The 22,601-nt window shown below is 53.8% G+C and carries 20 protein-coding genes; 5 read left to right on the top strand and 15 right to left on the bottom strand.

All coding sequences use genetic code 11. The features are described from left to right. Nucleotides 1-51: 51 nt before the first annotated feature. The 10 genes from MED297_RS03250 to tsaE form a co-directional block, all read right to left on the bottom strand. Nucleotides 52-1,344: an adenylosuccinate synthase gene (locus MED297_RS03250; protein WP_008042333.1), complete on the bottom strand. Its 1,293-nt coding sequence runs from the start codon at nucleotides 1,342-1,344 to the stop codon at nucleotides 52-54. 2 nt (nucleotides 1,345-1,346) lie between these two features. After that, nucleotides 1,347-2,543, bottom strand: a complete 1,197-nt coding sequence (locus MED297_RS03245) for an ATP phosphoribosyltransferase regulatory subunit (RefSeq protein ID WP_008042332.1) — start codon at nucleotides 2,541-2,543, stop codon at nucleotides 1,347-1,349. A 109-nt stretch (nucleotides 2,544-2,652) separates the two neighbouring features. Further along, nucleotides 2,653-3,582 carry a protease modulator HflC gene (gene hflC / locus MED297_RS03240; protein WP_008042331.1) on the bottom strand — a complete coding sequence of 310 codons (930 nt, stop codon included), beginning with the start codon at nucleotides 3,580-3,582 and terminating at the stop codon, nucleotides 2,653-2,655. Nucleotides 3,583-3,593: 11 nt separating this feature from the next. Continuing rightward, on the bottom strand, nucleotides 3,594-4,769 hold the full coding sequence (gene hflK, locus MED297_RS03235; protein ID WP_040556412.1) for an FtsH protease activity modulator HflK: 1,176 nt from the start codon (nucleotides 4,767-4,769) through the stop codon (nucleotides 3,594-3,596). Between the two features lie 51 nt (nucleotides 4,770-4,820). Beyond that, nucleotides 4,821-6,131, bottom strand: a complete 1,311-nt coding sequence (gene hflX / locus MED297_RS03230) for a ribosome rescue GTPase HflX (RefSeq protein ID WP_008042329.1) — start codon at nucleotides 6,129-6,131, stop codon at nucleotides 4,821-4,823. A gap of 64 nt (nucleotides 6,132-6,195) precedes the next feature. After that, entirely contained in the window at nucleotides 6,196-6,444 is a 249-nt protein-coding gene (gene hfq, locus MED297_RS03225) for an RNA chaperone Hfq (RefSeq protein WP_008042327.1), read from the bottom strand. A gap of 307 nt (nucleotides 6,445-6,751) precedes the next feature. Then, on the bottom strand, nucleotides 6,752-7,717 hold the full coding sequence (gene miaA, locus MED297_RS03220; RefSeq protein ID WP_008042325.1) for a tRNA (adenosine(37)-N6)-dimethylallyltransferase MiaA: 966 nt from the start codon (nucleotides 7,715-7,717) through the stop codon (nucleotides 6,752-6,754). Beyond that, nucleotides 7,717-9,615: a DNA mismatch repair endonuclease MutL gene (mutL, locus tag MED297_RS03215; RefSeq protein ID WP_008042323.1), complete on the bottom strand. Its 1,899-nt coding sequence runs from the start codon at nucleotides 9,613-9,615 to the stop codon at nucleotides 7,717-7,719. The genes miaA and mutL overlap by 1 nt, the downstream gene beginning before the upstream one ends. After that, the gene (locus MED297_RS03210) at nucleotides 9,612-10,955 is read right to left on the bottom strand and encodes an N-acetylmuramoyl-L-alanine amidase (protein WP_008042320.1); all 1,344 of its coding nucleotides are present in this window, start codon (nucleotides 10,953-10,955) and stop codon (nucleotides 9,612-9,614) included. The genes mutL and MED297_RS03210 overlap by 4 nt, the downstream gene beginning before the upstream one ends. Further along, a complete protein-coding gene (tsaE, locus tag MED297_RS03205; protein WP_040556600.1) occupies nucleotides 10,952-11,425 on the bottom strand; it encodes a tRNA (adenosine(37)-N6)-threonylcarbamoyltransferase complex ATPase subunit type 1 TsaE in 474 nt (157 codons plus the stop codon). The genes MED297_RS03210 and tsaE overlap by 4 nt, the downstream gene beginning before the upstream one ends. A gap of 88 nt (nucleotides 11,426-11,513) precedes the next feature. On the opposite strand from tsaE, the gene queG reads away from it, so the two are divergent. Further along, on the top strand, nucleotides 11,514-12,587 hold the full coding sequence (gene queG / locus MED297_RS03200; protein ID WP_008042318.1) for a tRNA epoxyqueuosine(34) reductase QueG: 1,074 nt from the start codon (nucleotides 11,514-11,516) through the stop codon (nucleotides 12,585-12,587). A 1-nt stretch (nucleotide 12,588) separates the two neighbouring features. Here the strand turns inward: queG and MED297_RS03195 are convergent, their stop codons facing one another. Then, nucleotides 12,589-14,247, bottom strand: coding sequence for an FAD-dependent oxidoreductase (locus MED297_RS03195; RefSeq protein ID WP_008042317.1), 1,659 nt, complete (start codon nucleotides 14,245-14,247; stop codon nucleotides 12,589-12,591). 183 nt (nucleotides 14,248-14,430) lie between these two features. Between MED297_RS03195 and MED297_RS03190 the strand changes: the two genes are divergently transcribed. Then, nucleotides 14,431-15,243, top strand: coding sequence for a lysophospholipid acyltransferase family protein (locus MED297_RS03190; protein WP_050762852.1), 813 nt, complete (start codon nucleotides 14,431-14,433; stop codon nucleotides 15,241-15,243). Here the strand turns inward: MED297_RS03190 and MED297_RS03185 are convergent. After that, nucleotides 15,155-15,751: an IMPACT family protein gene (locus MED297_RS03185; RefSeq protein WP_008042315.1), complete on the bottom strand. Its 597-nt coding sequence runs from the start codon at nucleotides 15,749-15,751 to the stop codon at nucleotides 15,155-15,157. The two genes, MED297_RS03190 and MED297_RS03185, sit on opposite strands and share 89 nt — an antisense overlap. Before the next feature lie 166 nt (nucleotides 15,752-15,917). Here MED297_RS03185 and cysK point away from each other — a divergent pair, with 166 nt between their 5' ends. After that, nucleotides 15,918-16,856 (top strand): cysteine synthase A, encoded by a 939-nt coding sequence (gene cysK, locus MED297_RS03180; RefSeq protein ID WP_008042314.1) that lies wholly within the window; start codon nucleotides 15,918-15,920, stop codon nucleotides 16,854-16,856. Nucleotides 16,857-17,072: 216 nt separating this feature from the next. Here the strand turns inward: cysK and MED297_RS03175 are convergent, their stop codons facing one another. The 3 genes from MED297_RS03175 to MED297_RS03165 all read right to left on the bottom strand — a co-directional run bounded on the left by MED297_RS03175 (nucleotide 17,073) and on the right by MED297_RS03165 (nucleotide 20,499). Further along, the gene (locus tag MED297_RS03175) at nucleotides 17,073-18,404 is read right to left on the bottom strand and encodes a TldD/PmbA family protein (RefSeq protein WP_008042312.1); all 1,332 of its coding nucleotides are present in this window, start codon (nucleotides 18,402-18,404) and stop codon (nucleotides 17,073-17,075) included. Beyond that, nucleotides 18,404-19,789, bottom strand: a complete 1,386-nt coding sequence (locus MED297_RS03170) for a TldD/PmbA family protein (protein WP_008042310.1) — start codon at nucleotides 19,787-19,789, stop codon at nucleotides 18,404-18,406. The genes MED297_RS03175 and MED297_RS03170 overlap by 1 nt, the downstream gene beginning before the upstream one ends. 101 nt (nucleotides 19,790-19,890) lie before the next feature. Next, a complete protein-coding gene (locus MED297_RS03165) occupies nucleotides 19,891-20,499 on the bottom strand; it encodes a GDSL-type esterase/lipase family protein (RefSeq protein ID WP_008042309.1) in 609 nt (202 codons plus the stop codon). Between the two features lie 141 nt (nucleotides 20,500-20,640). Here MED297_RS03165 and MED297_RS03160 point away from each other — a divergent pair, with 141 nt between their 5' ends. Together MED297_RS03160 and MED297_RS03155 are read left to right on the top strand one after the other, a co-directional pair. Further along, a complete protein-coding gene (locus MED297_RS03160) occupies nucleotides 20,641-21,711 on the top strand; it encodes a BamA/TamA family outer membrane protein (RefSeq protein ID WP_008042308.1) in 1,071 nt (356 codons plus the stop codon). Then, nucleotides 21,711-22,577 carry an ion transporter gene (locus tag MED297_RS03155; RefSeq protein ID WP_008042307.1) on the top strand — a complete coding sequence of 289 codons (867 nt, stop codon included), beginning with the start codon at nucleotides 21,711-21,713 and terminating at the stop codon, nucleotides 22,575-22,577. The genes MED297_RS03160 and MED297_RS03155 overlap by 1 nt, the downstream gene beginning before the upstream one ends. Nucleotides 22,578-22,601: the final 24 nt, after the last annotated feature.

The following is a 22,601-nucleotide window of genomic DNA, read 5'->3' as shown; positions in this document are numbered from 1 at the left end:
CCGGAGACAGGTCTGCGCCGTTATACAGCACAGACCTGGATTTGAAAAGGGTTACATTTCAAAAGAATGTTTTAAAACGATGGTTTCGACACGATCCGGTCCGGTCGAGACGATATCAATACGCGCACCAATGGCCTGCTCGATGTAACTGATATAGTCGCGGGCATTCTGCGGTAAATCGGCCAGGGACTTGGCACCAAAGGTCGATTCCTGCCAGCCCGGTAACTCAACATACACCGGCTTAACTTTTTCGAATGCCGCCGAGGACTCCGGCCAATCGACAGGCTCACCCTGCTCATCTTCATAACCGATGCAGACCTTGACCACATCGAGGCCATCCAGTACATCCAGTTTGGTCAGGCAGATTGCATTAATGGAGTTAATGCGAATGCTGTGTTTGACCAAAACAGCGTCGAACCAACCGCAGCGACGCGCCCGTCCTGTTGTCGTTCCGAACTCATGCCCTTTTTCGGCCAGATGACGGCCATTGTCGTCAAACAACTCGGTTGGGAACGGCCCGGAACCCACACGAGTTGTGTAGGCCTTGGTAATACCCATAATCTGATCCAGGTACAGCGGCCCCACACCAGAGCCAGTCGCAACACCGCCTGCCGTGGTATTAGAGGACGTGACGAATGGATAGGTCCCGTGGTCGATATCCAGCAACGAGCCCTGAGCGCCTTCAAACATGATGTTGCCATTGGCTTCACGCACGTCGTGAACCAGAGTAACCGCGTTAACCGTGATATCCCGAATCTGTTTGGCTTCATCGATGACTTCATCGATAACCGCTTCCACATCAACGGTTTCCGCGTGATAGTACTCTTTGAGTATAAAGTTATGATACTCAAGCACCTCAGTCAGTTTTTCCCGGAAACCGTCCTGAAACACATCACCCAAACGCACACCACGTCGGCTGACTTTGTCTTCGTAGGCCGGACCGATACCGCGACCTGTGGTACCGATTTTGTCGTTACCGCGCTTGGTTTCACGAGCCTGATCCAGCGCAACATGAATCGGCAGAATCAACGGACATCCGGCTGACACACGCAGTCGTTCGCGAACCGGGACGCCGCGAGCTTCAAGCATGGCCATTTCTTTCAGCAGAGCGGTAATTGAAAGAACAACCCCGTTTCCAATCACGCATTTAACACCTTCGCGCAAAATCCCGGACGGAATCAAATGCAGGGCTGTTTTTTCGCCATCGATCACCAGCGTGTGGCCAGCGTTGTGTCCACCTTGAAAGCGGACGACGGCATCTGCATTTTCAGTCAGCAGATCCACAATCTTACCTTTGCCTTCGTCACCCCATTGGGTGCCCAGAACGACTACGTTTTTACCCATCTTTACTGTGCCTGTTTATCAGATATCTGTTTAACAACCCACTGGTCACCATCTTGCACCAGTACCCGATCACAACCTAATTCATCAACATGGTCCTGATCCGAAAAAAGCTGAATGACCCGCTCACCACGGGCTCTCAGTTGCTCAACCACGGCTTGCAGCGCGGCATCCGGATTGGCGGGGACCAGAATACCCGGAGATTCCCCCCACTGTGCGACGGTCTGGCTAGCCAGCACTTTAAGATCGCTGGAAAACCCGGTAGCCGGGCGAGAACGGCCAAACACCTCACCAGTATGGTCATAACGACCGCCTCGGGCCACTGGCTGACCAAAACCGGGGACGAACGCTGAAAACACCAAACCTGAGTGATAGTTGAAATCTCGAAGTTCTGCGAGATCCAAATGCACGCGAACTGAGGGGTAACGCTGTTCAATCTGTTCCGCAATGGTTCTCAGTGTTGTCAGGGCATCCGTGACCTGATCGGTTACTGACGACAGCTGTTGCTGCCAGTCGGCTAGTTGCTTCAACGATCCGGCCATCGACGGCAGTTTTCGAAACACATCACGCATCTGCGGTGATAAATCGGATGCATTAAGCCAGGCGGACAACTCCGGAAGCGCTCGCTGACGCAACAAAGAATACAGTTCAGCGCGCTGTTCGGCGTTCAACGTCGTTTCATTCACCAGCGCGTGATAAATCGCTACATGCCCGAGATCCAGAGTAATGTCTTCAAGACCGGCTTTTTCCAGCGACCGTAACATGAGCGCGACGATTTCGACTTCGCTTTCAATGCCGCCGTACCCGTAGAGTTCTGCACCAATCTGAATCGGGCTGCGGGAAGACAATAAATGCGTCGCCCGGGTGTGCAGCACCGGATCACAATAGCAATAACGTGCCACTCCGGCTTTAGGCATTGAGTGCGCGTCCATACGCGCCACTTGCTGAGTGCGGTCAGCGCTCACGCCCATCATCCGACCGGTCTGCTGATCGGTGATTTTAAAGGTCAGAAGGTCCAGATCATGACCCACACCGGTCAGTAAGGACTCAAGGTATTCCGCCATCGGCGGCTGTAGGAGGTCGTAGCCCCAGGCCCGATACTCATCGAGCAGAGAGCGACGCAGTGCTTCAATTCTTGCGGCCTGCGGAGGGAGGATTTCTTCAATCCCATCCGGCAATTGCCAGCGGTCTGCAATGGTCATGCGGTGTCGTATCCCGTTTTGTCATTTCTCAGGGCACAAAAAAACCGGGCGTTCGGCCCGGTTGATGGATTATACACATGGGCTGAGAAAACGCCCAAGGTATTTTTGCTTAATTGCCGTTCTGGTTGTTCAGGAACCGGAAGAAATCGCTGTCCGGCTCAAGAATCAGCATATCGCCATCACCAGTGAAGGAATTACGATAGGCGTTCAAACTGCGGTAGAACGCATAGAAATCGGCATCCTGCTGAAAAGCTTCAGCGTAAATGGCCGCCGATTCGGCGTCACCGGAACCGCGAATGACCTCGGAATCCCGATAAGCATTGGCCAGCGTAATGGTCTTGGTCTGATCCGCATTGGCTCGAATGATCTCAGCCTGGCGTTGACCTTCGGAACGGAAACTCCGCGCCAACTGTTCACGCTCTGATCGCATCCGACGGAACACGTCACTGGACACTTCCGGTGGCAAATCGATTGCTTTTACGCGGATATCGACCACTTCAATACCCAACTCGTCGGTCGCAACCGAATTAACTCGGCGCAAAACCTCTTCCATCAGGTTATCACGCTCACCTTTGTCGGAATCAATGATATTGCCTTCCGGCAATGGCTGATCATCTTTGAGGCCGGTCACGACTTCACGCAACGGCTTGTCACCGAAGGCATCACGCAGCGCGGCGTTCACCCGCGAACCCAGAATCTGGTTCGCGACGAAGAAATCGCCACCACTGTTCGCCGTGTAGAACGTCAGCGTATCGGCTATGCGCCACTGAACATAGGAGTCCACTTCCAAACTCTTTTGCTCATTGGTCAGAAAACGTTCAGCCTGACTATCCAATGTAATCAGCCGCTTATCGAACTTCTTAACCGTGTGTACAAACGGAATACGTGCGTGCAGACCTGGCTCGATATCGCCTTGAACAACTTCACCAAAGCGCAGTTTGATCGCGGTTTGACGCTCATCGACGATATAGAGAGATGTGTAAGCAACCAAAATCAATAAGGCTGCGACTACGGTGAAAAAGCTGCTTTTACCTGTCATCACTTGGCTCCTTATCGATTATTACGACGGTTGATTTCATTGATAATCTGATCAGTCAGGTTGCTGACTTCAGATTGAGTCAGGTTATTGACATCGATCTCACCGTTCGCAAGCTCATTCAGTGTCTGAGAGCCGTTACGTCGCAACTGATCCAGCGGCAGATACATCATGTTGTTTCCACCTTCAACGTCCATCAGGACTTTAGAGCTGTTGCTGTAGATTTCCTGCAGCGTATCCAAATACAGACGCTGACGGGTAATTTCAGGGGCTTTGTCGTACTCCTCTAACAAAGCAAGGAATCGGTTCGATTCACCCGTCGCCTTAGCAACGACCTCCTGCCGGTAAGCTTCCGCTTCCGCGAGCTGTCGTTCAGCCTGACCTTGCGCGACCGGAACAATCTGGTTCGAATAAGCCTGAGCTTCATTGACCAGACGCTGCTGGTCCTCACGGGCCTTAATCACGTCATCGAACGCATCCTGGACCGCGGTTGGCGGCAGTGCATCGGTTACTTTTAACTGATCGAGACGAATACCCACATCATAGGTATCGAGATAGTTCTGAAGACGCTCTTTAACCAATGCCTGAACCTGGTCACGTCCATTCGTCAGAACCTGTTCCAAACGAGCAGACCCTACCACGTGTCGAAGCGCTGACTCAGCAGCGTGAGCAATGGTGGATTGAGGATCACGAACATTAAGAACATACGAACGAGCATCCGCCGCACGATATTCCACCGTCATCGAAACTTCGACGATATTTTCATCCGCCGTCAGCATCGCTGTGCTCAAGCTGTACTCTCGCACCTGTGTGACATTAATCTTGTCAGCAATCTGATCAACAAATGGTATCTTCAAATGCAGACCCGGTGGTGAGATCGAATGGAACTCGCCGAGACGCAATACCACGGCCCGTTCTGATTCATCCACGGTGTAAGCTGAGTTGTAAATGGTGAAGGCCACCAGTGCGACCAACACAAGCGCAATCAACGACGCAAAATTGCCTCCGGAACCGGAAGAGTTATTACCGCCGCCTTTCTTATTGCCGCCGCCCAACCATTTACCCAGCTTGCCATTAAGCTGCTTAAACAGATCATCTAAATCCGGTGGACCGTCATTGTTGCGACCCCGGTTGCGATTGCCCCAGGGATCTTGATCGTTATTCCCACCCGGTGGTTCGTTCCACGCCATGGTTAACTCCATTAGTTATTTTAAGTACTTGTACCGGAACCAATGCCGATATCATTCAAAAAATTCTTTTGTCCGGGCCACGCCAAACCGCTCTTGCGGTAGATTAAAACGCTTGAGCAACTGTTTGAAATCCTTTTTCTGCATCCGGATCTCTAATTCTACGTGTCCGTGCTCATCGTAGTTCTCTGACAACACCGCATTCTGCTCGTAAAGCGCGGCCCGAAGCCCTGATTCTGCTGGCGACAACGAAATGCTCTTAGAGATCACCTCGTCACCAAGCAGCTCAGTCAGGGCTGCCAGAATCAAGGCGGCGCCCTGACCGGTTTTGGCCGACACCCAAACTCTCACCGGGATGCCTTCGTCATTTCGCTCAATGGCCGGTTCGAAGTCGTCCAGCAAGTCGATCTTGTTAAAGACTTCCAGACGGGGGATGTCGCTCGAACCGATTTCATCCAACACGTTTTCAACCTGCTCGATATTACCAAGGCGATCTTCGTCCGCACAGTCAACAACATGTAAGAGCAAGTCCGCTTCAGCCGTTTCCTGCAACGTCGCTTTAAATGCCTCCACCAGTTTATGGGGGAGGTGACGGATAAATCCAACAGTATCGGCCAAAACGATGTCACCCATATCGGGGATCGCCAATCGACGCAGCGTCGGATCCAGCGTAGCAAACAGTTGATCGGCCGCATACACACCGCTGTCCGTCAGATAGTTAAACAGGGTGGATTTACCGGCATTAGTGTAACCGACTAAAGACACGGTTGGCGTGTCTGATCGGTCACGGGCGCGTCGGGATTGGTTACGCTGTTTTTCAACTTTATTCAGCTTTTTATGAATCGTTGAAATCCGAGCCCTCAGTAATCGGCGGTCGGTTTCCAGCTGTGTTTCACCCGGACCTCGCAAGCCGATCCCACCTTTTTGTCGCTCAAGGTGAGTCCACCCCCGAACCAGTCGGGTACTCTGATATTGCAACTGGGCTAACTCCACCTGCAACTTCCCTTCATGCGTTCGGGCCCGTTGGGCGAAAATATCCAGAATCAAACCGGTTCGATCCAATACCCGACATTCAATGCCGGCTTCGATGTTGCGTTCCTGAGATGGACTCAGAGCATGGTTAAACAGAACTACATCAGCTTCGTATGTTTTTACGGCCTGACGAATTTCTTCCATCTTACCGGTGCCGACAAAATATTTCGGATGAGGGGTGGTTCTGGAGGCTTTGATAAAGGTGGCGGGATCAGCCCCCGCCGAGACGACAAGCTCTTCGAATTCAGCCGGATCTTCCCGATGGTCAGATTCCGGAAAGTCTACGTGAATCAGAATTGCCCGATTACCGCCTTCTACGCGTTCAAAAAACAATCACATACTCCGATGCCCGGCTTTGCCGGGCTAAGAGAAAAGGTCTGTCCGAAACTCTGACGAATTACTCGACGCTCAGGGTTTCTTCACCACCTTCCTGAGAAATCTTCACACTGCGAGACGGTACAACGGTAGAAATAGCATGCTTGTAGACCATCTGGCTGACAGTGTTCTTCAGCAAAATCACAAACTGGTCAAAGCTTTCGATCTGGCCTTGCAGTTTAATCCCATTAACCAGGAATATTGAAACCGGGATACGCTCTTTGCGCAGCGCATTTAAGAAAGGGTCTTGTAAAGACTGCCCTTTTGACATGATGTGCTCCTTTTTCTGTAAGGATTGTAATAGTAATCGGCTTTCGCAGTTATAACATCGGCGGGCTTCCCTGCCGATCTTCTGCGATCAAACGTCTTCCCCGAAAAAGCCGGGAGGCTCGAAAAACAAGCCCTGTGAACGAATGCTCCAGCGTGCTCACCATCAGCCGAGCTGATATCGAGTCACAAAAAGTCTGGACGAGCCGCATTCAAAATCTAACAGAACGAATTCTAGTTGATTTTCAACACGTTGTGGATGGGGGCTCTGAATTATTTATCATTTGAGGACACTTTTTACGTACTGACACTCAAAGACGTTCTCGGACCTGAGTTGCGTATCGAACGCTGTTTTCAATCGACGTATCCAGAACCGTTGCATCTGGCCAGCCTCGCAGCCAGGTCAACTGCCGCTTAGCCAGCTGGCGCGTGGCTATGATGCCGCGCTCAACCATGTTGTCATAGTCCAACGTCCCGTCCAGATACTGCCACATCTGCCGGTAACCGACACTGCGCATAGAGGGCAGATCCAGATGCAAGTCGCCACGCCGATACAAGGCTTCCACCTCGTTTTGAAACCCGAGTTCAAGCATCCCACGAAACCGATGCGCAATGCGATCGTGCAATACCGTTCGATCCTGTGGCATCACGATGTACTGCAACAGACGATAAGGGAACTGAGATGCAGCCTCGGCTGATAACCGCCCTCGCCCATCATGAACGCCTTCCGCCCAAAAAGAAGAGATGGGTCGACCGGTAATTTTAAAGACTTCCAGCGCCCGCAGTACCCGTTGTGGATTCTGATGGTCAATACGGCCATACGCCTCAGGGTCGACCCGGGACAACTCATCAAGCAGCCCTGTCAGCCCTTGTTCTTGCAGCTGGCTTTGCAACTCTGCACGCACACGGTCGTCCCCCGGAGGCAGATCGGACATCGGCTCTACCAGCGATTTAAAATACAGCATAGTTCCACCGGTCAATAACGGAATCCGCCCCTGCGCGGTAATCTCAGCCATTTTGGCCAGAGCATCCTGACGAAACTGAACCGCTGAGTAACTCTCGGCCGGGTCAAGCAGATCGATTAAATGATGAGGGGCTCGGCGCAGCGTCTCGGCATCCGGTTTGGCCGTTCCGATGTCCATATCCCGGTAAACCTGGGCAGAATCGACGGAAATGATTTCACAACCGCCCTGCTCGACCAGCTCAATAGCCAGATCGGTTTTTCCCGCGGCCGTCGGTCCCATCAGAAACACGGCCGTCGGTTTGTCAGAACTCATTAACGCCCCCTCAAAAAGAGCTTATCGAGCTCGGACTGGGTCAACTGTGTCCAGGTCGGGCGACCGTGATTGCATTGCCCGCTGCGTTCGGTGCGTTCCATATCACGAAGTAAAGCGTTCATTTCCGGAACGGTGAGACGGCGATTGGCGCGCACTGACCCATGGCAGGCCATGGTCGATAGGATTTCGTTGCGATGCGCCTGAATGGCGTCGGAAGTTTCGTGCTGAATCACATCAGCCAGGACTGATCGGACGAGTGGCTCCACATCGGCTTGCTGAAGATAGACCGGCACTTGACGAACGGTCATTTTTTCCGGACCCGAACGCTGCAGCTCAAGACCAAATTGCTGCAGCAAAGCACTGAACTCTTCGGCGGCATCGGCTTCTTTTTCGCTGACCGATAACGCCAGCGGCACCAGTAAAGGTTGCGCCTGGACACCCTGATGATCGTACTGTTGTTTCATACGTTCATAGGTAATCCGTTCATGTGCAGCGTGCATGTCAACAATGATCAACCCCTGCTCGGATTCCGACAGGATATAAATGCCATGAAGCTGGGCCACGGCAAAACCCAGTGGTGGCATATCCGGCGTTTCAGATTGCGGTAGTTGCGGCTGCGGGGTGAAACCCGCATTGGCAGCACCCGCCTCTGACCCGGGTTGTTGTAACTGCTGATAGAAAGAAACCTGTTCTGATACACCCAATGAGGATGTTCCCGAGGCTGACGCATCGACCATTGGGCCGGACCCGGACGGTCTCATGTCCAGGTGGTTCTGACCACGGAACTCGCCTGCCTCCAGCCCGGAAACACGTGGTTGGGGCGGTGCGGTCATAGGGTTGTCGAATGACGAGCCAACGTCATTTTCCGGCCGCACATCCGCTAGTGCTCGATGCAACTGACTGAACAGAAAATCATGAACCAAACGCTGATCCCGAAACCGAACTTCATGCTTGGTCGGGTGCACATTGACATCAACACCGCTGCTATCGAGCTCAAGAAACAGGACAAAACAAGGGTGACGACCGTGATAGAGCACATCACGGTACGCCTGCTTGACGGCATGACCGATGACCTTGTCTTTAACGACCCGGCCATTGACGAAAAAGTACTGCATGTCCGGCATGGATCGGGAGAAGGTTGGCAAGCCGACCCAACCGGTCATCCTCAATCCTGCACGTTCTGTCTCCACCACTAACGCGTTGGTCATGAACTCCGGTTTCAGCAACTGAGCAATCCGCCGCTGCTGTTCAGCCTGAGTATGCGCCGCTCTGAGTGAATGAATGGTGCGATTGTTATGTCGTAATGAGAATGCGACATCAAACCGTGACAAAGCCTGTCGTTTGACAACCTCTTCCAAATGATTGAACTCGGTTTTTTCAGTACGCAGAAACTTTCGTCGCGCCGGCGTGTTGAAAAATAAGTCACGAACTTCAACCGTAGTGCCGTCAGTATGCGCGGCGGGCGCCAACTCGGTCGCCATGTCCCGGCCATGGCTCTGAACCTGCCAGGCCTCACTCTGATTGGCTGGTTTACTGGTCAGCGTGAGCCGCGATACCGAGGCGACAGACGCTAATGCTTCACCACGAAACCCGAGTGAACCCAAAGCTTCCAGCTCGTCTAATGAGTACACTTTCGAGGTCGCATGGCGGGCCAGGGCCAAGGCGAGATCATCTTGCGGAATGCCCCGGCCGTTATCACGCACGCGGATGAGCTTGACACCACCCTGCTCAATTTCGATTTCGATCCGAGTGGCACCGGCATCGAGGCTGTTTTCAATCAGTTCTTTAACCACCGACGCGGGGCGTTCAACTACTTCCCCGGCCGCGATCTGGTTCGCCAACCTCGGCGATAAAACTGCAATATTACGAGGCTGTTCGTTGATCGATTCCTGACTCATGAGGCTCCCGGAATCAGCAGTACCTGACCCACCCAGATCGTGCTGTTGCTGAGATTATTAATGGATTTAATGGCATTGACCGACACCCCGTTGCGGATGGCAATGGCCGATAAGGTATCGCCTTTAGCAACCGTATAGCGACGTACGGTCGATTGCTGCTGTTGGCGCCAGGCGATGAAGCTGCCTTCCGGAGGTGTTTTTTCAAAATATCCGACGATACCGTTGCGAATGGCCGTTGCCATCTTTTGCCGGTAACGGGCAGAACCCAGATTTTTTTCTTCCGTCGGGTTACTGATAAAACCGGTTTCAACCAGGATCGAAGGAACATCGGGAGCACGCAGCACCACAAAGTTAGCCTGACCCACCGTTTTGCGATTACCGTGCAATCTGGCAAAGCGACTCATTTCATTCAGAACCACACGCCCGACATCCAAAGAGCGCTGCAATGTGGACGTCATCGACAAATCGACCAAAACAGATTTCAGTACATCATCTTTATCTTCCAGACTGACGCCATTAATCCCGCCAATCACGTCAGCAGCGTTTTCCTGATCCGCCAAATATTTTGCAACCGCACTGACGGAACCGCCATTGGACAGTGCATAGACTGACGCCCCATAAGCAGACGAGTTGTGAAACGCATCGGCGTGGATCGAGACGAACAGGTCAGCATTAGACGCCCGCGCAAGATTACGCCGTTTACTCAGGGCGACAATGTAGTCGCCATCGCGCACCATGACCGGCTTGAATCCTTCCGTTGCTTCCAGTTGACGATAGACTTCGCGGGCGATCGACAAGACCACATTTTTTTCCAGAAGCCGGGAAGGGCCAATCGCGCCGGGATCTTCGCCGCCATGACCGGCATCAATCACAACGATGATGTCGCGCTTCTGATTACTTAAATCGGTGATGTCTTTGCGCGTCACCGGTTCAACCTGCTCGCGACCGGTGGCGGCATCCAACAACGGCCGCTCCAGGTCAACCACCAGCCGGTGACCGTACTGTTCATTTGGGGGCAAGGCAAAACTGCGCGGCGACATGGCACTCGCCATATCCAGCACAATTCGCAAATCCGAACCGTTTCGGACCGCGTGTCGAATCCGGTTGATGCCAGAGTCGGTCAAGTCGAGGGATGACAGGTCGGCATTCAGAGAAACGTCTTCAATATCCAGAACGATGCGATCGGGATTTCTGAGCGTTAAAACCGAATGCTCAACGGCGCCATTCAGGTCCAGAACCAAACGGGTGTTGTCCGGTGCTGGCCAGATCCGGACACCATCCACGACGGACGCGGTCGCCATCGACACCGTGCAGAACAAAGCCAGAAGCCAACGGATCATACCCACCCCCAAAGCTGCTCAGAGACGGCCTGTACCTGCTGCTGCCCGCGCATCGTCAGGCCGTCCAGGGACAGGGTTCGGTTATCATCTTCCGTCCCGGGGGCCAAAGTTAAGCGGATATCCGCTGGCGGCAGGTAGCCGTCGCCTTTCTCAGGCCATTCGATCAGCCAGATGCTGCGTTGACTGTCGAGATCGCGGATACCGAGAAACTCGAGTTCCTCCGGATCGGACAACCGGTACAGATCGAAGTGGCAGACCTGCACATCGGGCAAGTCATACTGTTCATAGAGTGTGTAGGTGGGACTCTTAACCCGGTCCGTCCAACCCAAGCCCTGAATGAGTGCGCGACTCAACGTTGTTTTCCCCATACCCAGCGTTCCGTCGAGATATATCACACTGCCTCCTCGGCAACAGTGTCCAAGGACGCCCCCGAATGGCATCATCTGTTCTTCATCGAATACATTTTTCACAAAAAAACTGCTTAATAATCCTGAGGCAAACGCCGCAGAGTGTATCATTAGTCCCTTTCGTTGTGAGAGACCCAACATAAATTTACCCATGGCTGAACGTTCGGACCTCATTTCAACCTACGACCCGTTAACTCTGGCTGAACAGATCAGGGCACTGGGGCGCGACCTTGGTTTTCAGGCGGTCACCTTTGCCAACCCGTCCACTGAACAGCATCGCGCTGGCTTTGAGTCGTGGCTGGAAGCGGGCTACGCTGGCGACATGGGCTGGCTGGAGCGTAATCTCGATAAGCGTTTTGATGCCGCCAGTTTGCACCCTGGGACCAAAACGGTGATCTGCGTTCGCATGGATTACTGGCCGGAAGCGGCCGACGGGTTAACGCTGCTGTCTCAAACCGATCGCGCCTACATCTCCCGTTATGCCCTGGGGCGCGACTATCACAAAGTTCTGCGCAAGCGGCTGAGCGACTTTGCCCGCCAGATCACCGAACTTGCCGGAGATCACGGCGCCCGCCCGTTTGTCGACAGCGCTCCGGTGATGGAGCGACAACTGGCGGCCCACTCAGGCCTCGGCTGGATCGGTAAAAACAGTCTGTTGTTAGCCCCCGGACACGGCAGTACGTTTTTTCTCGGCGAACTCTGTACCAACCTGGCCCTGCCCTTTGATTCACCAAACCCCGCCTCTCACTGCGGTTCGTGCCAACAATGTATGGTCGATTGTCCAACGGACGCGTTCGTCAGCGATGGGGTCTTGGATGCCACCCGTTGCATCAGTTATCTCACCATTGAGTACAGCGGTGCCATCCCCGAGGATTTGCGAGCGGCCATGGGTAATCGGATCTACGGGTGCGATGACTGCCAACTGGTCTGTCCGCACAACCGCAAAGCCCCGGTGTCCGATGAAACCGATTTTCAGCCCCGGAGTGAGCTGGATGGCGGCGCCCTCGTCGATCTGTTTGACTGGTCTGAGGCGGAGTTTCTGAAGAAAACGGAAGGCAGTGCCATCCGTCGAATCGGGTATGAGCAGTGGCAACGTAACCTGGCGGTGGCGCTAGGTAACGGGCCCGTCACGGCCGAAGCCAGAGAGTCGCTCTCCCGTGGCCTCGGGCGTGTGTCGGAGTTGGTCGACGACCATATCCGCTGGGCGCTGAATCGATTGGGTTAGTTTACTGACCGATACGTTTAACCATTTGATAGGTGGTGTAGCCCCCGGTCATGTTTTTCACCTGATAACCCAGGTTTTTCAGCATCCGATAGGCCACATAACCGCGCAGACCAACGGCACAATAGACCACCAGCGTCTTGTCTTTCGGGAGTCGATCAAGATTGTCCCGCAGCGAGTTCACTGGGATATTGACTGAGCCATCGATGGAACCGAGCACGGTAATTTCCGTTGGATTGCGTACATCCACCAGAACAACGTCGTCACTGAACTCCGGCAAATCTTCGGCATGACAGACCGCATGTTCACCACGACAAAGGTTGCTGGCGACAAAGCCGGCCTGATTGATGACATCCTTGGCGGAACCGAACGGCGGGGCATAACACAGCTCGAACTCTTCAAGATCAAAGACCGTCATGCCACCGCGGATCGCCGTCGCGAGCACATCGATGCGCTTGTCGACGCCTTTGGCCCCGACCGCTTGAGCACCCAGAACCCGCCCGTTTTTCGGATCGAACACCAGCTTAAGGTGAACCTGTGTCGCACCCGGGTAATAGCCAGCGTGATCGGCGCCATGCACGTAAATTTTTTCATAGTCGATGCCTTGGGCGACCAACATTTTCTCGCTGGCCCCGGTTGAAGCCGCACTCAACTCAAAAACCTTACAGATACCGGTTCCCTGCGTATCTTTGTACTCCGAATGCAGATCGAAGATGTTGTCTGCGGCAATCCGGCCTTGTCGGTTTGCCGGGCCGGCCAGCGGGATTTGCGCCGGTGCACCAGTGACAAAATCCCTGACTTCGACAGCATCCCCTACCGCCCAGATGTTTGGTTGGCTGGTTTTCATGGTCCGGTCGACCTGAATGCCACCTTTTTCGCCGATGGCCAGACCCGCCATCGTCGCCAGGGTGTTTTCCGGACGGACGCCGATGGCCAGAATCACCATGTCTGTTTGCAGGGAACGACCAGAACGCATCGACAGTTCGAGTCCTTCAGCGGTCTCCTCGACTTTCTCCAATGCATCACTCAACTGCAGGCGAACGCCGTTTCGGCGCATTTCCTGATGCAAAGGCACGGCCATTTCCGGGTCCATAGGCGGCATGATCTGATTGGCCAGTTCCACCATGGTCGTTTCGATGCCGCGATGTATCAGCGCTTCGGCCATTTCTATGCCGATATAACCACCGCCGACGACCACCGCAGAGCGTGGTGCTTCGATGTTAATCTTACGGATGATCCGGTCCATGTCCGGGATATTGCGCAGGGTAAATACCGACTCAGAGTCCACACCCGGAATCGGCGGGACAATCGGGACCGCGCCCGGTGACAGAATCAGATCGTCGTAACGTTCGCTGTACTCCCGACCGCTGGCCAGTTCGCGTACCGTGACTTCTTGCCGCTCCGCATCAACGCCAATCACTTCCGACTGAATGCGAATATCGAGATTAAACCGGGCCTTCATTGACTCCGGTGTCTGAACCAGCAAGGCATCCCGGTCTTCGATTTCGCCCCCGATATGGTAAGGCAGTCCACAGTTGGCGAATGAGATGAAGCTGTCGCGTTCAAACACGATGATGTCAGCGTCTTCACTAAGGCGTCTCGCTCGAGCCGCCGCCGATGCACCGCCGGCGACGCCGCCAACAATTACAATCTTCTTAGTCATGGTCGTTGTCCTGTAAAGGTTAAAATCTAATTAATAAGAATTCTCTTATATTAGAAAGATCTTATTAATGACGCAAATCAACGAAAATGAAATCCGACAAAATCTGTAATCGATGGTGATTTCCAGTCCCTCGGGAATCCCATGATATACTCCGCGATCCGCTGTATATCCGGATTTTAGACTGTGTCGCTGTTACTTCGAGTTTTTCGCCTGACCTTACTGATGTGCCTGCTGCTCATTGGTGCGATGTCTGTTTTACTGCTGAAAATATTTGAACGCCGACCATCTCACCAAAGCCGGGTATTGAAGCTGGCCCGGTTCTGGTACCAGACGATGTTGGTCATCATGAACGTCCGGGTCATTCAACACGGAGAATACGCTCACCAGGCGGCGATGATCTGCGCCAATCACATCAGTTGGCTCGATATACCTGTCATTGGCAGCCAAATCCCAACCTACTTCCTCTCCAAAGCGGAGCTCAGACAGATTCCGATTGTCGGATGGATGGCGCACCAGGCAGGGACCTTGTTTATAAAGCGGGGCGCCGGAGAAATCGGTGAGGTTCGGTCGTTAATCGAAGACTATCTCAGTCGGGATCATTGCCTGACGTTTTTTCCCGAGGCCACCACCGGTAACGGCTACGGTCTGCGACAGTTTCACCCACGCTTGTTTGCCGCCGCCATCGATTCACAGACACCGGTCTTGCCTGTCGCACTGTCATATCATTGCGCATCACAACCCGAGTTAACGATTGCCTTCGGTGATGAAAGTCTCGGGGCCAACCTTTGGCGGGTGCTGGGGCGCTGGCGAACCGACGTGCATCTGACCTTGCTGCCATTGCAGTCAGAACCACAGCAGACGCGACGTCAGTTGGCCGACAAAAGCATGCATCTGATTGCCGATGCGCTCAATCTTCCCGCTCAACGACGAGGTCTGGATCTGCGGGCGCCAATGCCTGAAGGTCCTGCTGCAGCGCCTCCACCTGAGAATCCGTAACCGTCACCGTGGCGCTGACACGATCTGAATACGCTGGTGCATCCAACGTTAACTCATAACGGCTCAAGACCCGGCGAATCTGGCTTTCCAAGGCAAAGGGAAAAGACAGTTTCAATTGATGCGACGCTTCCAGCACAACAAACTCGGCCTGTTCGGCGGCTTGCGAAACCGCGCCACCATAAGCACGGCTCAACCCGCCGGCCCCCAGTTTGATGCCGCCGAAATAACGCACCACCACGGCCAGCACATTATGCAGATCTTTATGAGCGATCACATTGAACATAGGCCGCCCAGCGGTCCCTGAAGGCTCTCCGTCATCACCCATACCGCTGTTATTGTTTACGTAAAAGGCGTAACAGACGTGACGGGCATCCAGATGCTGCTGACGAATAGCCTCCAATCGCTGCTTAACCTGTTCCACAGATTCGATCGGTTCAAACCAACACAGGAACCGGCTTTTCTTGATTTCGAGCTCGGTATAAACCGGCGCACTGAGGGTTTTTGACATGTTGGACCGTCGTAGTGATCAGAAGGCAACAGACGGTAGAGCCTTTGCCATCCATCCGCAAGATCGTCATAACCAGATTCTTTGGAATGGTAACAAATGATTATTAACCTCAACCGCGCGCCTTGCGTACACTGTTCCTGTTGAACCATCCGAGAACAGGAGTCTTATGAATATTGCAAACAACGTCACCGATCTGATTGGCAACACACCGCTGGTTGAGCTGAACCGACTGACAAAAGACAGTAAAGCGCGTGTCGTTGCCAAACTGGAGTACTTTAATCCGGGCAAGTCTGTAAAAGATCGTATCGGCGCGGCCATGATCGACGCGGCCGAACAGGCCGGGGCGCTGAAACCGGGTATGACCATCGTAGAACCGACGTCTGGCAACACCGGTATTGCGCTGGCCATGGTGGCTGCAGCCAAAGGCTATGACTGCATTCTGACCATGCCGGAAACCATGTCGAAAGAACGACGCATGCTGCTGAAAGCGTATGGGGCTGAGTTGGTACTCACCCCCGGACCTGACGGCATGGGCGGCGCCATCGCCAAAGCCAAGTCGATTCGTGATGCAGACCCGGATCGCTACTTTATGCCGCAGCAGTTTGAAAATCCCGCCAACCCGGACATTCATGCGCGTACCACGGCTGAAGAAATCTGGCGCGATACCGATGGTCAAGCCGATATTCTGATCAGTGGTGTTGGCACCGGCGGCACCATTACCGGGGTCGCCCGAGCGCTGAAAGACCGTAAACCCGAGTTTAAAGCGGTGGCCGTTGAGCCATCGGCCTCTCCCGTTCTGTCGGGTGGCGAAAAAGGTCCACACCCCATTCAGGGAATCGGGGCTGGTTTTGTTCCTGAAATTCTGGACACCGCTCTGATTGATGAGATTGTACAGGTGAGCAATGAAGACGCCTTTGCAACGGCCCGGGCAATGGCCGCGGAAGAAGGCCTGCTGGTCGGCATTTCCGCCGGTGCCGCCGTCTGGAGCGCACTGGAACTTGCCAAGCGGGATGAAAACGCGGGCAAGCTCATCGTGGTTATCATTCCATCCTTTGGTGAACGTTACCTGTCCACCAAGTTGTTTGAAGACCTGATTGAAGACTGAGTCTGAAAATGGCGCCGGGAACTACCGGCGCCTCAGGCTGATAACAAAGTCGCCACTGGTTTCGAGGCGATGAAGAGGTGGTTCTCAAATGGACGTCGAAAACATGGATGTTTTCGTCGAGCGTATCAGGATGATACTTGCAGCGATCCATTTGAGAGCTACCTTTTTGTCGGCGGGGTTTATCAACAAACTGAGGCGCTGGGAACTACCGGCGCCTTATGCGCCAGAGACAGCCAACTCCATAAACCGAATGGGCGCCATGCAGCTCTGTTTCTGATCGTCCCATCGCACCGAATCACCCACTGCTCTTACCTGATTAAGCATCTTGTAGAGGTTACCGGCCACGGTAATACCACGAACCATCTGCACGCGTTCACCATCACGATACAAGGCACCACTTGCCCCGCAGCTGAACTCCCCGCTGACCGGGTTGATACCTGAATGCAAACCATCCAGTTTGCTGATGACCAGATAGGTGTCTGCGCTCAGATCCGCTTCTGAGTCCGGTCCCGGCAACACAAAAAGTTGATGCAAGCCGACATTCAATGACGTCTTGGCCGTGCGCGCCGCATGTCCGGTCGATGACACACCAAAATGGCGACCCGTAGCGGTATTGTGAATCAGCGTGGTTAAACAACCCTGCTTCACCAGTTGAGTCTCCTGAGTAGGCACACCCTCGGCATCGAATGCCGCATACGCCAGGCCATCGGTAACCCGGGGACGATCAACAATGGTCAGCCGGTCATCAAAGACGGTTTTACCCAACCGGTCACGAAACGGGTTGATGCCATCCTGAGCCCATTTGCCCGACCACATCTGGCTGAATGCCTGAAACAGCTGGGCCTGTACATTTGCATCGAACAGTACGTCATAATGCCCCGTTGCGACCGGACCGGCCCCGAGTAACTCGGTTGAACGTCGATAAGCCAAATCAATCAGTGCGTCGAGGTCCAGGTCACCAAAGTGCCGACCCGCCTGCATGGCGGCCTGCATGGCGGTATCGTCACCGTCAGCGGCCAAAGGCATGGCGTAAGCATACTGCATGCGTTCGCTCTGCATGACCGCCGCACCCTGCGTCGAATACACTTCGCGCGAACGAATCACATCAGAGACACCGTTGTAGGGCACATTACGGATACGCTCTTTACCCGCCAAACGGGATTCGAGCTCAATGGCAAACTGAATCCGGGTTTCAATCTCAGTTTCATCTTCTGGGTTCAGATCTTCCGGTGGCGCTTTCTCGAGTGCCGACACCGGGGCGATTTGCTCTTCGGGACGGGCTTCGCTGTAGCGCGCATTCATCAATGCCTGATCGAGCATAAAACGCAGAGCGTCTTCGTCGGTCGCTTCTGAATAGGCCGTTCCCACACGATTTTCGTGAACGACCCGCAAACCCAGCGTCAACGCTGAGTTCGCATTGTGCTCTTCCAACGCTCCGTTCAGAGCTTTAAGGGACAGTGAGCGAGATTCATTAACAATCAAATCGGCTTCGGCACCGGCGTCTTTTGCCCAGTTCAACAGGCGTTCTGCTACGGATTGCTGAGTCATCAGGCATTTCCCCCGACCAGAATGGAATCGACTTTCAGGGTTGGCTGACCCACTGTGGTCGGTATGGCCCCACTGACCGATCCGCACATCCCGCACGCCAGAGACAGATTGTCACTGACCATGGAAATTTCCCGAAGCACTTTCGGCCCGGTTGAAATCAAAGTCGCCCCCTTAACCGGATACTGAATCTTGCCGTTCTCAATGTAATAACCCTCGCGAACGGCAAAGTTAAATTCGCCGGTTCCCGGTGTCACCGAGCCTCCGCCCATATGAGAGGCGTAAATGCCGCGATCAATCGAGGCAATCATGTCTTCAAACCGATCGGTACCGGCTTCAATAAAGGTATTGCGCATCCGCGATGCCGGGGCATACCGATAAGATTCACGACGCCCGGAGCCGGTACGCGCATACCCGGTTTTTTCGCTGCCCAATCGGTCGGCCAGAAAACTGGTTAAGCGCCCGTTCTTAATCAGTTGCGTGCGTTGTGTCGGCATACCTTCGTCGTCAATGTTGATGGAACCCCAAGCGTCACTGAGCGTACCATCGTCCACGGCACTGACTTTCTCATTGGCAATCATTTCACCCATCTGATCGTGGAACACCGACGCTTTTTTGGCCACTGACGTGGTTTCCAATAAATGACCGCAGGCCTCATGAAAAATAACGCCGCCAAAACCGTTCCCCATCACTACCGGCATCGTGCCACTGGGACAGGGTTTTGCCGTGAGGTTGACCATGGCTTGTCGCCCCGCTTCCTGGCCCAACTCGGCCGCATCCACCTGCTCGGCTAACTCCCAACCCAATAAACCGCCCATATCTTTCGAGCCCGACGCCTGGTTCTGGCCGTCGGAAGCAATGGCGGTGATGACTGAGCGCACATAGTGGCGTGTGTCTTCAATGTGCAGACCTTCGCTGTTAAAAATCGTGATCTGCTGCTCGCGCTGTAAATTATTACCGCGAGTTTGACTGATGGCTTCATTGGTCGCCTTTGCGGCCTCGCTCGCGCTCAGCAAAAAACGAATTTTGTCATCAATCTGCGGATCGTCGGACAGGATTTTCTGCTGTGAGTGAATAGTCTCAGGATGACGATAATCAAAAGCAACGGCAGACGTTCTTGGATCGCGTCGATCTTTAGCGGCCAACTCCGAGGCCATGCGTTTCAATTCATCGCCAGAAGGACGGTTGGTGTAGCCGTATAAGACCTTGGTTCCGAACACAAGGCGCAGACCGATACCGAACTCAATGCCGGACTGAACCGATTCAACGGTCGACGCCAGCGTCGAAACATTCGACCGCAGTTGTCGTTCAATAAAGAGCTCAGCAAAATCAGCCCCAAGTGATAGGCCATGATCAATCACAGAGCGAGCGACGTCAGGTGTCAGCATAAAAACCTCGTACGATGTTGAACAAACAGGGTAACAGATTCCACAAAGTCAGACAGAATCCCTACCGTTCCTTTGCACTTTCCAACCTACACCCCAGGGGGTCAGTTATTGAACCACCAGCTGCGATCATTCCAGATCAGGTCACAGATTTTCTGATGCCCCTGCGCGTCGGGATGAACACGATCCGTTGATAACAGACGTCGTTTGTACTGAACATCGTCTGCCAGTGCGGTGTAGAGATCAATAAAGGGGACATGGGCTTTCTGACACACCTCTTTCTGCAAACCGCTCAAACGTTTCACCCAAGCATTGCGTTGAGGCTCGTAAACCGGTGGCATGCCAACCATTAACAGTTTGAAATGTTGCCGGGTTTTAACAATTAATTGCTTCAGGGCCTCAGTGGATGCCTGATTACTGAGCAATGGCTTGCCATCGACTTCGGCCGTATCCTGCAAACCAAAGCTTAAAACCAGCCGGTTATCCTGACCCTTAACACGACGAGGCACCAACTCTCGCAATCGATTCGCAACGGTCACACTGTCTTCGCCCGGAATCCCCAGGTTGTAATAGTTGACCGGTCCAATTTGATCGACCGTCTGATGAAGCAGTTGATTGGCCCAACCGTTAAAACCGGAAGTACCCAATCCGTACACAAAACCGTCACCCAAAACATTCAGATGGATACCAATCGAATCGTCATCGTCAAGCAATCGAAACTCTCCTGCTGAAACCCTGTCTCACCTCTCATTAAAGTCAGAGGCACCTAAGGCGAGTTTAGCCGACTCTGCCGGATAGGGCGATTGACCTTCGGGGTGGGCTGAGATAGCGTTCAGAAAAAAGAGAGCCGAACTATGAAAGCCTTGTTTCCCACCTTGTTCATTGCCGGTCTGCTCAGTGCGCCACTGTCACAAGCAGACGAGTCATTAAAACCTGCAGCCTGGGTGCCATTGCCAGCGGTGGGCTCGTCACCTGAGACCGGGTTTCAATATGGCGCCTATGTGATGCGGATATTTCCACAAACCACAGCAGGTACGCCGCAGAATCGACTTGAACTGTTGCTGCAGGGAACCACGAACGGGCAGTTTCAGGCGTATGTCTGGCCCAACCTCTATTTTGACTCTGGTCGGTTACAGGTGAAGGGCAAGCTCGGTGGAAGATACTGGCCTATCGGCTATTTCGGCCAGACCAACGAGGCTGGCGATACGGCGGACAAATACTCCGATACCGCCATTGAGGCGTCGATAACCGTTAATCGCAAAATCACCCCGGATCTGGCTTTAGGTGTTAAAGGCTTTGCCGAGCATCATTCTCTGGATGACATCGATGAAGATCCATCGTCGACCTTACTGACAGATGATGGCCGAACCTTGGTCACCGGCCTGTTTTCCGGTGCCGGCGTCAATGCCATCTATGACACACGCAACAATCTGGATTGGCCAAGCCAGGGGCAGCTTGTTGTTGCCAGCCTTGATCAGTTCAGCGAGTTGGTGGGTAGCGAGTCCACGTTCACGTTGACGCGCCTGCGCGGGGCCCAATACTGGTCAGTCAGCGACGATGTCATCGCACTATCTGCCGAGTTTCAATCGGCTTCGGACGACACCCCTTTTACCTTCCTGCCGCGGCCGAATGGCGGCAGTACGTTGCGGGGCGCGAATGGTAATCGCTGGATTGACCAACTTGGTCTTGGTGCACAGGCCGAGTACCGCATGACATTGAGCCCACGCTGGGCTGTTGTCGGCTTTGCAGACAGCTATCAGGTCGCCAACGACGCGGGAGATCTGGGACTCGATCAGTTTCACAGCAGCCTCGGCGCCGGTGTTCGCTTCGGTATGACGCCGGACCGCTTTAACATCCGCTTCGATCTTGGCTGGGTGGATTTTGAAGCAATCGGCTTCACCATCACGGTCGGCGAGGCCTTTTAATGGCCGACAATCGCACCAATCAGTTCCATGTGCTGCCAAGTGATCAGGAAGCGACTCAACTTAAGCGTTGGCAGCTGACGCTGAACGACATCATTTTCGGGGCCGAATCGCCAGCCGGGAAAGCCTTTGATGTCATTCTGATTGTCGCGATTGTCCTCAGTGTAACGGCCGTCATGCTGGAAAGCGTCGCCCCGATCCAGCAACGCTACGGCCATTGGCTCTATGTTCTGGAGTGGGGTTTTACGCTGGCATTCACGGTGGAATATATCCTCAGACTGGCTTGTGTGCGCATGCCTGCCCGTTATGCGTTCAGCTTCTACGGCATTGTGGACCTGCTCTCAGTCGTTCCCACCTATTTGTCCCTGGTGATTGCCGGTGCCAACACCTTGCTGGTGATCCGTATTTTGAGGATTCTACGGGTTTTCCGGATTCTTAAACTCTTCAGCTATATGCAAGAGGCTGAACACCTCGCCTGGGCCATGCGCTCGTCCCGCCGCAAAATTATGGTCTTTCTGTATGTTGTCTGCACCATCGTCGTGGTGTTCGGCTCCATTATGTATCTGGTTGAGGGACCGGCCAATGGCTTTACCTCGATTCCGAAGAGCATCTATTGGGCCATCGTTACGCTGACGACGGTCGGCTATGGCGATATCACGCCAACCACCGCGGTTGGTCAGCTGATTGCCTCAGCAACGATGATCACCGGTTACGCCATCATCGCCGTACCAACCGGCATTTACACCGCCGAACTCACGCAGGTCATGCGCACGCGCCGTGATGCTCGTGGCTGTTTGGGTTGTGGAAAAACGGGCCATGAGCTGGATGCCCAGTTCTGCCGCTATTGTGGTGACAAGCTGCCCTCGTGACAGCATTGAGCCATTACAGCGGCG

The organism is Reinekea blandensis MED297, assembly GCF_000153185.1.
Taxonomy (GTDB): Bacteria; Pseudomonadota; Gammaproteobacteria; order Pseudomonadales; family Natronospirillaceae; genus Reinekea; species Reinekea blandensis.
The sequence above is the reverse complement of the archived record's forward strand: the minus strand, read 5'-3'. Positions and strand labels throughout refer to the sequence as shown.

Excerpts from the sequence above, each read along its gene's own strand:
- queG (WP_008042318.1), top strand. The coding sequence starts at position 11,514 with ATGGCTGAACGTTCGGACCTCATTTCAACCTACGACCCGTTAACTCTG.
- MED297_RS03250 (WP_008042333.1), bottom strand. The coding sequence starts at position 1,344 with ATGGGTAAAAACGTAGTCGTTCTGGGCACCCAATGGGGTGACGAAGGC.
- MED297_RS03170 (WP_008042310.1), bottom strand. The coding sequence starts at position 19,789 with ATGCTGACACCTGACGTCGCTCGCTCTGTGATTGATCATGGCCTATCA.
- hfq (WP_008042327.1), bottom strand. The coding sequence starts at position 6,444 with ATGTCAAAAGGGCAGTCTTTACAAGACCCTTTCTTAAATGCGCTGCGC.
- miaA (WP_008042325.1), bottom strand. The coding sequence starts at position 7,717 with ATGAGTTCTGACAAACCGACGGCCGTGTTTCTGATGGGACCGACGGCC.
- MED297_RS03195 (WP_008042317.1), bottom strand. The coding sequence starts at position 14,247 with ATGACTAAGAAGATTGTAATTGTTGGCGGCGTCGCCGGCGGTGCATCG.
- mutL (WP_008042323.1), bottom strand. The coding sequence starts at position 9,615 with ATGAGTCAGGAATCGATCAACGAACAGCCTCGTAATATTGCAGTTTTA.
- MED297_RS03175 (WP_008042312.1), bottom strand. The coding sequence starts at position 18,404 with ATGACTCAGCAATCCGTAGCAGAACGCCTGTTGAACTGGGCAAAAGAC.
- MED297_RS03155 (WP_008042307.1), top strand. The coding sequence starts at position 21,711 with ATGGCCGACAATCGCACCAATCAGTTCCATGTGCTGCCAAGTGATCAG.
- MED297_RS03160 (WP_008042308.1), top strand. The coding sequence starts at position 20,641 with ATGAAAGCCTTGTTTCCCACCTTGTTCATTGCCGGTCTGCTCAGTGCG.
- MED297_RS03210 (WP_008042320.1), bottom strand. The coding sequence starts at position 10,955 with ATGATCCGTTGGCTTCTGGCTTTGTTCTGCACGGTGTCGATGGCGACC.
- hflK (WP_040556412.1), bottom strand. The coding sequence starts at position 4,769 with ATGGCGTGGAACGAACCACCGGGTGGGAATAACGATCAAGATCCCTGG.
- hflC (WP_008042331.1), bottom strand. The coding sequence starts at position 3,582 with ATGACAGGTAAAAGCAGCTTTTTCACCGTAGTCGCAGCCTTATTGATT.
- MED297_RS03185 (WP_008042315.1), bottom strand. The coding sequence starts at position 15,751 with ATGTCAAAAACCCTCAGTGCGCCGGTTTATACCGAGCTCGAAATCAAG.
- cysK (WP_008042314.1), top strand. The coding sequence starts at position 15,918 with ATGAATATTGCAAACAACGTCACCGATCTGATTGGCAACACACCGCTG.
- MED297_RS03245 (WP_008042332.1), bottom strand. The coding sequence starts at position 2,543 with ATGACCATTGCAGACCGCTGGCAATTGCCGGATGGGATTGAAGAAATC.